We start from the raw sequence: 13,659 nt of genomic DNA, 5'->3' as shown, positions 1-13,659 counted from the left end.
GATCGCCATGCACGTGACCGGCCTCAACATCCATCCCCTGAAGAGCGGCCGCGCGGTGCCGCAGACGGCCGTGACTGTCAATCTCGACGGGCTGGCCGGCGACCGGCGCTTCATGCTGGTTGCACCCGATGGGCACTTCATCACTCAACGCGATTTGCAGGCGCTGGCGCGGGTCGAGGCGGAACATGTCGATGGCGGCGTGCACCTCAGGATGAACGGCGAGGAACTCTCCGTTCGCTTCGACCCGGATGACCGCCTCGATGTCCGGGTCTGGTCGAGCGACGTCAATGCGGCGGTCGCCGGAGGTGCTGCAAACGACGTGCTGTCCGGCTGGTTCGGCCGCCCGGTCAAGCTCGTCCACATGGACGCTGAGGCCGAGCGCTTCGTCGGCGCGGAATGGGCAGGAGCGGCAGCCCCCGTCGCATTCGCCGACGGCTTTCCGATTCTCGTCACGACGACGGGCTCGCTCGCCGATCTCAACTGCACGCTGGCCGAGAAGGGGCAGGAACCGGTCGGCATGGAGCGCTTCCGCACCAATATCCTTATCGATTGCGATGAGCCTTGGGCTGAAGATCTTTGGGAGAGCATCGTGATCGCCGGCATCGCCTTCGATCTCGTCAAGCCTTGTGCCCGTTGCATCATGACCACGCAGGATCAGACGACCGGCGAGCGCATCGGCGGCAACCCGATCCAGGGTCTTTCGGAAAAGCGCATGTCTGCCGACCGGCGCGTTCCCGGCGTGCTCTTCGGCTGGAACGCCGTGCCTAGAGGCGAGGGTATCCTGAGGCTCGGCGACGCGGTCGAGGTCGTGCGCCGTCGCGATGAGCGTTGGCCGATGAAGGTGCGCTCCGCCGGCTGAGACGCATCCGCAGGAACCTGCGCTTGCGGCCGGCGCATCAATTCCTGTGATCGCATCGTCAATTTAATTGGCTTCCCCCAAGGCGGGCGCCGCCATAGGATGGCCCCTCATCATCAGGAGCTTGCCCATGTCCGCTGTTTCTTCTGCAGTCAGCCGCCCGGTCGAGCGCAGCGGCCTGCCGTGGCTCATCATCGTCGCCGGCTCCATCATCGCCATGTTGACCTTCGGTCCGCGCTCCGCGATGGGGTTCTTCCAGCTGCCGATGCTTGCCGAGAAGGGTTGGGACCGGACGACCTTCGGCCTGGCGATGGCGTTTCAAAATCTCTGTTGGGGTCTAGGCCAACCGTTCTTCGGCGCGATCGCCGACAAGTTCGGCACCTGGCGCGTGCTCGCGCTCTCCGGCCTCGTCTACGCCGCGGGCCTGATCCTGATGGCCTTCGCTGATGCGCCGATCTGGCTGCACATCGGCGGTGGCGTCCTGGTCGGTCTGGGGGTTGCGTCGGGTTCCTTCGGCATCGTGCTTTCCGCCTTTGCCCGCAACGTCGCGCCCGAGCAGCGCTCGCTCGCCTTCGGCATAGGCACCGCCGCCGGCTCGGCCGGCATGTTCCTCTTCGCGCCGCTGAGCCAGGGCCTCATCTCGGCCTATGGCTGGTCCGACAGTCTCGTCTATCTCGGCCTCCTGATGCTGCTCGTTCCGCTCTTTGCGATTCCGCTGCGCGGCAATGCCTCTTCCGGGCGCCAGTCGGAGCCATTGTTCAAGCAGACAGTCGGGGAAGCGCTCAGGGAAGCGCTCGGGCACAAGAGCTATCTTCTGCTCGTCTCGGGTTTCTTCGTCTGCGGCTATCAGGTCGCTTTCATCACCGCGCATTTTCCGGCCTATATCGGCGATATCGGAATCGACGCCCGCTATGCGGTGATCGCGCTGGCATTGATCGGCTTCTTCAACATCATCGGCTCGTTCTCGGCCGGCATCATCGGCCAGCGTTATTCGAAGCCCTATTTCCTGGCGCTGATCTATCTGGCCCGTTCAGTCGTCGTCTCGGCCTTCCTGCTGCTGCCGCAAACGCCGACATCGGTCATCGTCTTCGCGGTCGTCATGGGCCTCCTGTGGCTCTCGACGGTGCCGCCGACCAACGGGCTGGTGGCGATCATGTTCGGAACGCGGCATCTCGGCCTGCTCGGCGGCATCGTGTTCCTGTCGCACCAGATCGGTTCATTTCTCGGCGTATGGATGGGTGGCTATCTCTATGACCAGTTCGGCTCCTACGATCCGGTCTGGTGGGTGGGCGTTGCCCTCGGAGTGTTCGCGGCCATCGTGCACTGGCCGATCGAAGAGCGTGCCGTCGCCCGCCCGGCAATTGCCTGATCGATAAAATGTTGTGATGCGCCCGCGATATGCGGGCGCATCGTTTCCGTCCTGCACGCTTGAAATCTGTCACAAAACTTTCTAAATCAGTTCCGGCGGCTCAGCCGCTTTTGTTTTGACCTAATTATGCTCAGATTGAGCATAATTAGCATTTGCCGGAAACGGCGGGAGAGGAGAGCCCGATGACCACTCTTGACCTTCGCAAGGAAGCGGCGCCCCCTCCGGCCTTCGTGAGCGCTGCGGCACGCTTCGGCGTCATCGAGAAACCGGATCTCGCCTTTACCCCGGCTGTCGCGCGCGAGACCGAGCACCTTTACGAAAAGGTAAAGGACTTCATTCCTGCGTTCGAGTGGGCGGCTTATGCGCCCTACGTTCATGCGATCAACCGGCTGAAGAAGGAACGTAACGCGGTCATCCTGGCCCACAATTATCAGACGCCGGACATCTTTCACTGCGTGGCGGACATCGTCGGCGATTCGCTCCAGCTTGCGCGCGACGCCACCAAGGTCGACGCGGAGGTCATCATCCAGTGCGGCGTGCACTTCATGGCCGAGACCTCAAAGTTGCTCAATCCGGAAAAAACGGTGCTCATTCCGGATGCGAAAGCAGGTTGCTCGCTTTCGGAGTCGATCACCGGAGCGGATGTGCGGCTCCTCAGGGAACGCTATCCGGGCGTGCCGGTCGTCACCTATGTCAACACCTCGGCCGACGTGAAGGCGGAGACCGACATCTGCTGCACGTCCTCCAACGTGCTGGCAGTGGTCGAAAGCCTCGAGTCCGACACCGTGCTCTGCATCCCGGACGAGTATCTGGCGATGAACGTGGCGCGTCAGACGAACAAGAAGATCTTGACCTGGAAAGGTCATTGCGAGGTGCACGAGCGGTTCACGGCAGCCGAACTCCTGGCTTACAAAGAAGCCAATCCGGGCATCGAGATCGTCGGCCATCCGGAATGCCACCCCGACGTCATCGCCGTCTGCGATTTCTCCGGTTCGACCTCGGGCATGATCAATTACGTCAAGGACAAGCGGCCGCAGCGGGTGCTGCTGGTGACGGAATGCTCGATGGCGTCGAATATCCAGGCGGAGGTCAAGGGCGTCGATTTCGTCAAGCCGTGCAACCTGTGTCCGCACATGAAGCGCATCACGCTGCCGAAGATCCTCGACAGCCTGCTTAACATGACGGAAGAGGTTCTGGTCGATCCGGCGATCGCCGACCGCGCGCGGCTGGCGGTCGAGCGCATGGTGAACCTCAAGCAGTGATCAATGCCGGGGCAAACCCCGTGCAGGCCCGTGGAGGAGTTATCGAGCCATGCTGACCGACCATTTCCGCCCGCAGTCCTTCAACGGGATCGATGACATCGTCATCGTCGGCGGCGGCCTTGCCGGGCTTTTCTGCGCGCTGAAACTGGCGCCGCGTCCCGTCACGATCCTTGCCGCCGCGCCGATCGGCTACGGCGCCTCCTCGGCCTGGGCGCAAGGCGGGATCGCCGCGGCGATGAGCAAGGGCGATACATTCGAGAAGCATGTCGCAGACACCGTCGCGGCCGGTGCCGGTATCGTCGACGAGAAGATGACGCGCATGATGGTCGCAGAGGGCCCGGCCCGCATCCACGACCTGCTCGAATTCGGGGTGCCCTTCGACCGCGACCTGGAGGGAAAGCTCCTGCTTTCGCGGGAAGCCGCGCATTCCGAGCGGCGCATCGTCCGCGTCAAGGGCGACATGGCCGGCAAGTCGATCATGGAGGCGCTGATTGCCGCGGTTCGCAATACCCCGTCGATCCGGGTGATCGAGGGCTATGTGGTCGAGGAACTGGTGCGCGAGGGCCGGTTCATCTCCGGCGTGATCGCGCGGCCGGATGCCGGCCAGTCGAAGAGCCGCGTTTCCTTCCCGGCGCGCGCCGTCGTTCTTTGCTCGGGCGGCGTCGGCCATCTCTATGCAGTCACCACCAATCCATGGGAAGCATGCGGCCAGGGCGTCGGCATGGCGGCGCGAGCGGGCGCCATCATTGCCGATCCCGAGTTCGTCCAGTTTCATCCGACCGCGATAGACATCGGCAAGGACCCGGCGCCGCTTGCGACCGAGGCGTTGCGCGGCGATGGCGCCACCCTGATCAACTCGGAAGGCCGCCGTTTCATGCTCGACATCCATCCCGATGGAGAGCTCGCGCCGCGCGATATCGTTTCGCGTGGCGTCTTTGCGGAGGTTCAAGCCGGACGCGGCGCCTTCCTCGATTGCACAAAGGCCGTCGGCAGGCATTTCCCCGAGATGTTCCCGACCGTCTACGCCTCGTGCATGGCAGCGGGCATCGATCCGGTGAGACAGCCGATCCCCGTCACGCCTGCCGTGCACTACCACATGGGCGGCGTGCTGACGGACGGGGAAGGGCGGACCTCCATCGACGGCCTTTGGGCGGCGGGCGAAGTGACATCGACCGGCGTTCACGGCGCGAACCGCCTTGCCTCGAATTCGCTGCTGGAGGCGGTCGTCTTCGCGGCGCGCATCGCGGAAAATATCAAGGGCAGCTTGCCGGCCCCGAAGCTGACTGCCTGGGGCGACAATGCCGGCGAGAACGACGATCCCGTGACGGTCGAGGACAGCCCGCCTTTCAAGGTGCTGCGGCAATTGATGAGCGACTGCGTCGGGGTCGTGCGTACGCGCGAAAGCCTGACCCGCGCGATCCGGGGGATTGCGGAACTCGAGCGGACCAACAAGCGCCTGCGCTTCGCCAATATCGCTACCACGGCCAAGCTCATCGCGATCGCCGCGCTGCAGCGGACGGAAAGCCGCGGCGGTCATTTTCGGGCCGATTGCCCGGACGAACGGCCGGAATGGCGGCGCCGGACCTACCTGACGCTCGCCCAGGCGGAGCGTCTGGCCGCGGAAGTGGCCGAGAGCGAACCGGCATGACGGCGGCAAACGCAAGATTAGAAGCTACTCCAATCGCAGGAACGACATAATGATCGCCCTTCGCCCGGAACTGCCCGCTCTCATGGTCGAGGAGCAGGTGAAAGCGGCTCTTCTGGAAGACCTCGGCAGGGCCGGTGACATCACCACCCTCTCGACGATCGGGCCGGACCGGACGGCCGCGGCGAATATGAGTGTGCGCGAAGCGGGCGTGGTTGCCGGGCTGGAACTGGCGCGAGCCGCATTCCGCCTGATCGACCCGTCGATCCGCTTCGAAGCGCTCGCTGCGGACGGCGACCGGGTGGTGCCGGGTACGGCGCTTGCGCGAATTTCCGGCCGCGCCCGAGGGCTTCTTTCGGCCGAGCGGGTGGCGCTCAACTTTCTCATGCATCTCTCGGGGATTGCGACCTACACGGCGACGTTCGCCGATGAGATCGCCCATACGGGCGCCAAGGTCTGCTGCACGCGCAAGACGATCCCCGGCCTTCGCGCTCTCGAAAAATACGCCGTCCGCCTCGGCGGCGGCTCCAATCATCGTTACGGCCTCGATGACGCGGTGCTGATCAAGGATAACCACATCGCCGTTTCCGGCGGTGTTGCCGGCGCCGTCCGGGCCGCGCGGGCCTATTGCGGCCATCTCGTCAAGGTCGAGGTTGAAGTCGACGGCCTCGCCCAGTTGCGCGAGGCGCTGACCGCCTCGCCGGACGTGGTCCTGCTCGACAATATGGGGCCGGAACTGCTCAGCGAGGCCGTCGCGATCAACGCGGCACATTGGGGACTGTCCGCCGCTTCCTATCCCGGCGACCTGCGCCGCACCAGGCTGGAGGCGTCGGGAAACGTGAGGATCGAAACCATTCGCGCAATCGCCGAAACGGGCGTCGACTACATCTCGACATCGAAGATCACGATGGCGGCACCGACGCTCGACATCGGTCTGGACGTGTCGATTTAGCCCAATTCGCCGGATTGCCTGCAACTCAGCCGCGTTTTTGCGGAACGACCCCGGCAGCCGCGCGTTGTCTCCTATCGACCCGCGAGTGAGAGGGAGAACTCCGATGATGAGAACGATGATTGCGATCGCCTGTGCGGCAGGAATGGCGGGTGCCGCTTCGGCACAACAGTCCTCGCAGACGGCGACGGCCGAGTTCGTGGGCAAGGACGGCACGGACATCGGCCGGGCCACTTTGACGGCAGGCGGCAAGGGCGTGCTGATCGAGATGGAGATAAGCGGCCTGCCGAAGGATACCTGGGTGGCTTTTCACGCTCACGAAATGGGGCGCTGCGATCCCAAGGACGGGTTCGAGTCGGCGGGAAAGCATTTTGCCGGCGAAGATGAGAATGCCGAGCACGGCTTCCTCGCTTCCAATGGCCCGCATGCCGGCGACATGCCGAACCAGTATGTCGGTGCCGATGGAACCTTGCGCGCCCAGGTCTTCAACAGCTTCGTGTCCCTCGACGACAGGGCTACCGCCCTTCGCGGCCGGGCCCTGGTGATCCATGTGCATTCGGACGACAATCGCAGCCAACCCTCCGGCGATGCCGGCGACCGGTTGGCCTGCGCGGTGGTGAAATAGTGCATGTCGCCTCGGGCGCAGCGGATCTGGTAAAACGCAACGCAGATTATGGCCTGTTGAGATTCATCTGGAGTTTATGACGGCTGCTGCGAGATGAATGATGGCATTGAAGCTATGGTCGGCTTTGTCGGCGCGCATGGCGATGCGCTTGATTTGCGGCGCAGGGAACTATCTGAGGACTGAAACTTCTCCTCCGTCCTCATCCCTGTGCTCGTCACAGGGATCCAGCAGCGCCGCGTCTGCGGCGCGGGAAGAGTTCTTTCAGCCCAAGGACTTGGTCTGGCTGGATTCCTGTGACGAGCACAGGAATGAGGAGATCAAACAAGCCGCGGAGGCAATCCCGAATCTCGACAGCCCTTAGAGCGGGATGAGGAAAAGTGTGTGCGGTTTTCCGCCCGCATCCCGCTCTCTAAGGATCAGCGCCCGCCGACCTTGAGGCCGGGCGCGGGCCGCTCGTCAAGGATCTGGCGGCGGAAGCGGAAGAGTGCGGCCGGACGGCCCCCGGTCGATGCCAGGGTCTCCCCCGTCGGCTCGACGAGCTCCGCTCCTTCGACGAGGCGGCGGAAGTTCTGCTTGTGAAGATGGCGCCCTGAGATTGCCTCGACGGTTGCCTGCAGGTCGGTGAGGGTGAACGCCGGCGGCATCAGCTCGAAGACCACCGGCCGGTATTTGAGCTTGCCGCGCAGTCTCGCGACGGCGGTCGCGACGATCCGGCGGTGGTCGTGGCGCATCGCCAGCCCTGCCGCCGGGCTCTCCGGATCGCGGCAATGGCCGTCGATCACGGCCTCGCGCACCAGTCCCGCCTCGTAGAGCAGTTCGTAGCGCTCCAACACGCGTTCTTCGTCCCAGGGAAAGTCGTCAAGGCCGAAGGCGAGGCGTATCCGTGAACGACGCTGTACCGAGGCCGACTTTTCGTCTCCGGATTCCCAGCGGGCAAGCGCCGGCAGGATGCTCTGGTCGAGTATCGCAGGGCGTCCGAGACGCCAGTCTTCCCAGGGCAGATAGCCGTACCAGTCGCGCCAATGGGCGCCCGCTTCGGCCAGCCTCTCGTTGTTCTCGGCGTCGGTGCGCGTCAGCGCCAGATAGCCGACGGACACCATGTGCTTGCCTTCCTCGCCGGGCAGACGCTGGCGCCCACGGTCGCCGAAGGTATAGAGCTGCTCGATATAGCCGAGCTTGAGCGCCGTACGCTTCTCGACGCGCGCCCGCAGGCTTGCCTCGAAAGTACGGTGGCGGGCCGGATCGAAGGGGCCGAAGGGCAGGCTGTCGCGAGCGTCGCCGTCCGCCTCGCTGACGGCGAGGATGCGCGGGCTGCGGCTGACGACTGCGACGATCACGGCATTGAGCCCGATCTCGACCGTGACCGGCTGCGCTTCACCCGGCATGTTGCACGTCTTGCAGGGGCAGGACGAAAGGCGCATTGCCGTCGGCATCCGCGCCGCGGCCGATGGCTCGCACCGCGGCGACGAGCGCACCCTTGCGCGACAACGCCCGGTCGCCGATTTCCACGAGCCGCGCATTCGGCGTCGCAAAGGGCGAGGCGGCGCGGAGGCGCTTGGCGAGCGCGTGGTCGTCCTGGTCCGGTTCGACGGCGAGTGCGGCGATCAGCGCGGCCGCAGGCGAGCGGGAGACGCCCATCCAGCAATGTATGAGCATCGGCCGCGTCCGGTCCCATTTGCGGGCGAAATCGATGATCCGATGAACGTGTTCTTCCTGCGGCGCAATCAGGCCGCCCGTACCGGCGAAGCTGATGTCGTTGACGCCGATCGTCAGATGCTTCGCATGGTCGATGACGGCCGGGCGATGAAAATTCTGGCCCTTCGCAAGCAGGCTCAGCATTTCGCGGCAGCCGTGCCGGACGGCCATTTCCGCGATGCGCTGAAGCGGCGAGACGACGATTGACGTCATGGTCACGCCTCCTGCCTCGCCTTGGCGCGTTCGGACTCCAACGCGTTGAAGCGCGTGGCGAAGAGGCGCTGCGCCTCGACCGCGGGCAGGGGATCGATCAGCAACATCTCGCGGGTGATGCCGCGCGGCTGGCCGAAGAACTTGCGAGCCTCCTCTGCGGAAAAGCCGGCAAGTTCCGTCGCTTCGAAATAGGCGGCGATACGGTCGGCCTTCTTGATCCGCTCCTTGAGTTCCCTGGGCGTGTGTGCCGGAAGCCCGAAGCGCAGGTGGACAGCATTCTCCAGGCGCTTCTCCACGGTCTTGTAGCCGCCGCCGACGACGGCCTTGAACGGCGAGATCATGTCGCCGATGACGTATTCCGGCGCGTCGTGAAGCAGGGCCATCAGGCAATCCTGGGCGTCGCAGCGATTGGTGCGACGGAAAATCTCCTCGACAACGAGACTGTGCTGGGCAACGGAGAAGGCGTGGTCGCCGGAAGTCTGCCCGTTCCAACGCGCCACGCGGGCAAGTCCGTGGGCGATGTCGGAAAGCTCGACGTCGAGCGGTGAGGGGTCGAGAAGATCGAGCCGCCGCCCGGAAAGCATACGCTGCCACGCACGCGCACTCATCATGCGCTCGCCTCTCCTGCCTCGCTCGAAAAGGCAAGCCCCGTCCAGGCGGGCAGCGTCAGGGTAAGGCGCACGTCGCCTGCAAGAATGGCCTCACTCTTGGCGATCGCTTCGCCCGCCTTGTCGATCCTGACGATGGCCAGGCCGTCCCGATCCAGTACGGTGCCGAGAGAACCGATCGGCCGCCCGTCGACGGAAATGTTCGTTCCGCTCTGCGGCAGCGTCGCCTCGCCGGCGACGATGACGAGGCGGCGTCTCGCGGTGCCGCGGTGCTGCATTCGCGAAACGACCTCCTGCCCGACATAGCAGCCCTTGCGGAAGGAAAGGCCGCCGTTCAGGTCCATGAGCACGTCATGCGGAAAGGCATCCTGCAGGTCGTAGTCGCGGCCGGCAACGGCGATGCCCGCCGCGATTCTCAGCCGGTCAAGGTCGGCGATGCCCGCTTCCGCTGCAGGCACGTCGCGATAGAGGCGGAAAACGGATACGCCCGCCTTCTCGAACCGATGATCGCGATAGCTCTCGGCAGGCGCGTCTTCTCCGAACACGACCGTGACCGGCGCCGGCGAATTGAGCGACAGGTCCACTGCCGATCGCAGCTTGTACATCGTCAGGCGCTTGACGAGCGCTTCGGCTTGATCCTCCGTCGTCTCCAGACGCAACGCTTCGCCGTCGCGGGAGATCAGGAAATCGAAAAGGATCTTGCCCTGCGGCGTCAGCAGCGCACCGGGCCTGACCTCGTCCGCGGTCAGCGCGGCGATGTCCGTCGTGATCAGCGTCTGAAGAAGGGTCTCCGCGTCTTTTCCGGAGACACGGATGATTGCGCGGTCGTCGAGGCAAACCATTGGCATATGTCGAGTCCTATTCTCTATCCTGAAGAGGTAGGATGTCTGCCGGGGAAGGGCAAGCATTCCCGAGCGGGATCCGCCGGCATTCCCGTCTCTCCGGCACGAGACGCGCTCAATCTCCCGCGACGAAGAACTTCCACTTTCCATCCGGCGTGATGCCGACGCGGTAGAAATTATAGGTGCCGAACTCCTCCATCCCGGCGAAGTCGCCGGCGGTCACCAGTCGGAAGAGGTCGACCTTTTCCGGGGAGGTCAGCGACGAGAGCGGCTTCTCGGCGAAATAGGGCCAGACATAGGCCTCCTCGGGAGTACCCTTGTCCGCAAGCACGAAGCCCGTCGACATGACATCGAGGAGGATGGCCAGAATTTCGATGCCGTCCTGGTCGCCGGAAAGACTTTTGAGTGCGGCAATCGGGTCGTCTTCCCCGGCGGTGGCGGTAACTTGGGTCTGGGTGGGGCCCTTGCCGAGCAGAGGGCGCAACCGCTCGATGTCACCCGAAGCCGCCGCCTCGACGATCAGTTCGCGCATGCGTGCCACCGGCACCGGGATCTTCGAGACATCCGTCAGCACCTCGACAGGCTCCACCACGTCCGGCGCGGCAATCTCATCGTCCTTCAACTCGACGGCCGTCCTGTCGACGAGAGGGTTGGGCATCGGAATTTCAAGGGGGGTCCGTTCTTCCGGCGCGGCCTCTTCGGCCTCATCGCCTGGGGCTGCGTTCTGCTCGCCGGCAATGGGAGCAGGGGCGCCCTGAAACTCACTGAGAGCCAGCACGGGCATGGCAGTCATAGTCGCACCCGCCAGCAGCACAACAAGACCAACCGGGAGGGCCCGGTTTGCAGGGTTCCGGTTCATCGGGCAGTCCTGATGTTACTGAATCGTCCGCTCTGGCGAGAATTCTCCGGCGAGCATGCGCTCGCGAAGCGAATTAAGCATTGCCTCGGCACCTTCTTCACCATGAAGCCGGACGGTTTCGCGCATGGCAAGCGCAATCGCCGCATCGGCGATGATTTCGGGCTCGATGCCGTCGGCCATGCCATCCGCCCAAGCCTCGTTCTGGTGCTCGAGCGCCGCCTGCATCTTCTCGTGGACGATCATGTCGTCGATGTCTGTCAGGCTTGGTTCCATCATTCGTTCCATGCGGCTTCCAATACGTGCACGTGGCTAACCTAGCGCCTATCCGCTGAACCGCAACTGAACGGGCAGACAGGCCGGTTACTTCTTATCACTCTCTTAACAAACTTAGCAGCCTTTTCCCGAAACGACACGGGGTCAGGGAAAAAGAGGTTAATATCTGCCTAATTTCCAAAGCGGGCGACGATTTCAGAAGCGAGTGTTGCACCTTCGGCACGGTAGCGTTCTTCCGCGAGCGTCGCGGGCTCCGTACACCTGGTATAGACCGAGGCGAAGGTCCGATAGCCCCGGTTGAAAGCGGCGGTTATGCGCTCGCGCCGTTTCGGCTCTCCTGCCGCCTCCTTGTCGATCAGTTCCTGCGTGGAGCGGCGCCAGCCGTCCTCGGACTGGTCGAGACAGAGATTGCGCAGATAATGCACCGAGCCGAGAATTTCGGCGAGGCGGATCAACCGCTGGTCGTAGGGGGTCGGCTTTTCCTCCTGCGCCGGGGAGGGAGAGGGAGCGGTCGTCTGCGGGGCAGGCTGCTTTTCCTGAGCCGCCGCGCCCGCGGCGGTCGCGAGGAGGATGCCTGTCAGCAACAGTCTGGACGGGAGTCGCGTATCGATCATGAACCCCTCAAATCGGAACTGACGCCGGTCGCTGACCCGGGAACACGCCTTGGCCGGCCGGCCGTCAGCTTCTCCACGCAGTCGCGCACGCTTTCCGGAATGGGCAAGGTGAAGATCTCCTCCGGTGTGAACCAGCCAACGCCGGCGGCATCATCGCAGGCGATCGCGACCAAATCAGGATCGGCTTCGACGGTGAAGACCGAGAGCAGGAAGTGACGCTCCTGCGGGCCTATAGCGGGCAGGTCATAGATTTCGAAGAGCACGGGATCGCGGGCGCTGATGCCGGTTTCCTCTGCGAGTTCGCGCAGTGCCGTTTGCGCAGGCGTCTCGCCGGGCTCCGCCCTGCCGCCGGGAAAAGCGTACATGTCTGCTGACGGCGGGTTGGCCCGCCGGACAAGAAGATAGCGGCCGTTCCGTTCGAGAATGGCGGAGGAGGCGCGCTCGGGTTGTTTGGTCATCATGGAATCGAAAATCACCTCGGTCGTTGACCCATACTACGTGAAGTGCCACATCGATGTCATGTGCGGACGTTTTGCGCTTACGGCCACGCCGGAGGAATTGCTGGAACTGTTTGGCCTGCTGGAGGCGGAGGGATTTCCTGCGCGCTTCAACATCGCGCCGACGCAGCCGATAATCGTGATCGTGGCCTCCGATCGGCCGGAGCCGGGCAGCAACCTGCCGGAGCGCAAGGCCGTGCTCGTCCGTTGGGGCTTCACCCCAGGCTGGGTCAAGGACCCGAGCAAGTTTCCGCTGCTCATCAACGCTCGGGCCGAAACCGCGATCGGCAAGGCCGCCTTCCGCGCCGCAATGCGCCATCGCCGTGTACTGGTGCCGGCGTCCGGTTTCTACGAATGGCGCCGCCCCGTGAAGGGCAGCCGGGAGGCCTCGCAAGCCTTTTGGGTCCGGCCGAAAAAGGGCGGGATCGTGGCCTTCGCCGGGCTCATGGAGACATGGTCTTCCGCCGACGGTTCGGAGGTCGACACCGCGGCGATCCTTACGACCGATGCGAACCGCGCCGTCAGTCACATCCATGACCGCATGCCGGTCGTGATCCAGCCGGAAGACTTTTCCCGTTGGCTCGACTGCAAGAGCCAGGAACCCCGCGAGGTGGCCGACCTCATGGTCCCGGCGGCGGAGGATTATTTCGAAGCAATCCCCGTTTCGGACAAGGTCAACAAGGTCGGCAACACCGGCCCTGAGCTCCAGGACGAGGTCGCGCCCATAGCGCCGATCCCGAAGAGGGGGCGCTCTGACGATCGGGACGATGGCGGGCAGATGTCGCTGTTTTAAGCCAAGGACCGCCCCTCATCCGGCCTGCCGGCCACCTTCTCCCCGCAAGCGGGGCGAAGGGGACTCGCGGCCCCGCTCTGCCCTCAGCCGCTTAAGAGTGAGCGGTGAAGCCGAGGCTTGTCCCTTCTCCCCGTCAGAACGGGGAGAAGGTCGCGGCAGCGGGATGAGGGGCTGCCCAGATCGGAACTAAGCCGAACGCTTCGCGATCTTCTTGTCCGCCGGTTTCGCCCTGACTTGCAGCGCGGCTGCGAGGACGGCCTTCAGGCCAAGTGGGCGGTATTTCGTCAGCAGATCGGACGGCGGCGGGTTGCGTTCGGCAATTTTGGCGGCCTTCATTGCATGTCTTCCTTGGTGTTTTCCCTATTGGGAACATTAGCCCTCGTGAATTTTCAACGAAAACCATGTCCCTGTTGTTCCTCGGGAAACAGGACCTGATGCAGTATCGGGCTGCATTCGCGAATCTCCTTCCCCTCCGATGATTTCCAGATAAGCCAAATCGTGACAAATCCATGGCCGTCATGGTTGCAGATTGACGACTTTCGCTTGCACGTGGCTCGCC

At 64.0% G+C, this 13,659-nt stretch carries 16 protein-coding genes; 7 read left to right on the top strand and 9 right to left on the bottom strand.

The annotated features are described in order from the left end of the window. The first annotated feature begins 7 nt into the window (after positions 1-7). The 6 genes from M1D43_RS08105 to M1D43_RS08080 all read left to right on the top strand — a co-directional run bounded on the left by M1D43_RS08105 (position 8) and on the right by M1D43_RS08080 (position 6,706). A complete protein-coding gene (locus tag M1D43_RS08105) occupies positions 8-859 on the top strand; it encodes an MOSC domain-containing protein (protein WP_003532657.1) in 852 nt (283 codons plus the stop codon). Between the two features lie 127 nt (positions 860-986). After that, positions 987-2,225: an MFS transporter gene (locus M1D43_RS08100; RefSeq protein ID WP_028012008.1), complete on the top strand. Its 1,239-nt coding sequence runs from the start codon at positions 987-989 to the stop codon at positions 2,223-2,225. A 182-nt stretch (positions 2,226-2,407) separates the two neighbouring features. Continuing rightward, positions 2,408-3,487, top strand: coding sequence for a quinolinate synthase NadA (nadA, locus tag M1D43_RS08095; protein WP_153313854.1), 1,080 nt, complete (start codon positions 2,408-2,410; stop codon positions 3,485-3,487). Between the two features lie 49 nt (positions 3,488-3,536). After that, complete coding sequence (locus M1D43_RS08090; RefSeq protein ID WP_010969040.1) at positions 3,537-5,135, top strand: L-aspartate oxidase; 1,599 nt, start codon at positions 3,537-3,539, stop codon at positions 5,133-5,135. A gap of 49 nt (positions 5,136-5,184) precedes the next feature. After that, positions 5,185-6,084 carry a carboxylating nicotinate-nucleotide diphosphorylase gene (nadC, locus tag M1D43_RS08085; RefSeq protein ID WP_127514604.1) on the top strand — a complete coding sequence of 300 codons (900 nt, stop codon included), beginning with the start codon at positions 5,185-5,187 and terminating at the stop codon, positions 6,082-6,084. A 103-nt stretch (positions 6,085-6,187) separates the two neighbouring features. Continuing rightward, positions 6,188-6,706 carry a superoxide dismutase family protein gene (locus tag M1D43_RS08080; RefSeq protein ID WP_003532668.1) on the top strand — a complete coding sequence of 173 codons (519 nt, stop codon included), beginning with the start codon at positions 6,188-6,190 and terminating at the stop codon, positions 6,704-6,706. 416 nt (positions 6,707-7,122) lie between these two features. Here M1D43_RS08080 and M1D43_RS08075 read toward each other — a convergent pair whose 3' ends face one another. From M1D43_RS08075 to M1D43_RS08040, 8 genes are all read right to left on the bottom strand, one after another. After that, on the bottom strand, positions 7,123-8,127 hold the full coding sequence (locus M1D43_RS08075) for an NUDIX hydrolase (protein ID WP_127540075.1): 1,005 nt from the start codon (positions 8,125-8,127) through the stop codon (positions 7,123-7,125). Continuing rightward, on the bottom strand, positions 8,081-8,614 hold the full coding sequence (locus M1D43_RS08070; RefSeq protein WP_127514600.1) for a tyrosine phosphatase family protein: 534 nt from the start codon (positions 8,612-8,614) through the stop codon (positions 8,081-8,083). The genes M1D43_RS08075 and M1D43_RS08070 overlap by 47 nt, the downstream gene beginning before the upstream one ends. Before the next feature lie 2 nt (positions 8,615-8,616). Continuing rightward, positions 8,617-9,225 carry a YfbR-like 5'-deoxynucleotidase gene (locus tag M1D43_RS08065; protein WP_003532680.1) on the bottom strand — a complete coding sequence of 203 codons (609 nt, stop codon included), beginning with the start codon at positions 9,223-9,225 and terminating at the stop codon, positions 8,617-8,619. Continuing rightward, entirely contained in the window at positions 9,222-10,070 is an 849-nt protein-coding gene (gene ygfZ, locus M1D43_RS08060) for a CAF17-like 4Fe-4S cluster assembly/insertion protein YgfZ (protein ID WP_153313852.1), read from the bottom strand. Before ygfZ ends, M1D43_RS08065 begins: the two co-directional genes overlap by 4 nt. A gap of 109 nt (positions 10,071-10,179) precedes the next feature. After that, complete coding sequence (locus M1D43_RS08055; RefSeq protein WP_153313851.1) at positions 10,180-10,923, bottom strand: hypothetical protein; 744 nt, start codon at positions 10,921-10,923, stop codon at positions 10,180-10,182. Between the two features lie 15 nt (positions 10,924-10,938). After that, positions 10,939-11,208, bottom strand: a complete 270-nt coding sequence (locus M1D43_RS08050; RefSeq protein ID WP_010969047.1) for a hypothetical protein — start codon at positions 11,206-11,208, stop codon at positions 10,939-10,941. Between the two features lie 158 nt (positions 11,209-11,366). Beyond that, positions 11,367-11,810 (bottom strand): TIGR02301 family protein, encoded by a 444-nt coding sequence (locus M1D43_RS08045; protein ID WP_003532694.1) that lies wholly within the window; start codon positions 11,808-11,810, stop codon positions 11,367-11,369. After that, on the bottom strand, positions 11,807-12,271 hold the full coding sequence (locus M1D43_RS08040; RefSeq protein WP_003532695.1) for an NUDIX hydrolase: 465 nt from the start codon (positions 12,269-12,271) through the stop codon (positions 11,807-11,809). The genes M1D43_RS08045 and M1D43_RS08040 overlap by 4 nt, the downstream gene beginning before the upstream one ends. On the opposite strand from M1D43_RS08040, the gene M1D43_RS08035 reads away from it, so the two are divergent. Then, complete coding sequence (locus M1D43_RS08035) at positions 12,270-13,100, top strand: SOS response-associated peptidase (protein WP_003532696.1); 831 nt, start codon at positions 12,270-12,272, stop codon at positions 13,098-13,100. The two genes, M1D43_RS08040 and M1D43_RS08035, sit on opposite strands and share 2 nt — an antisense overlap. Before the next feature lie 186 nt (positions 13,101-13,286). Here M1D43_RS08035 and M1D43_RS08030 read toward each other — a convergent pair whose 3' ends face one another. Next, a complete protein-coding gene (locus M1D43_RS08030) occupies positions 13,287-13,436 on the bottom strand; it encodes a hypothetical protein (RefSeq protein WP_080662060.1) in 150 nt (49 codons plus the stop codon). Positions 13,437-13,659: the final 223 nt, after the last annotated feature.

The organism is Ensifer sp. R1-3 (assembly GCF_056739175.1).
Note: the sequence above shows the minus strand (reverse complement) of the source record. Positions and strands in the feature narration are given on the sequence as shown.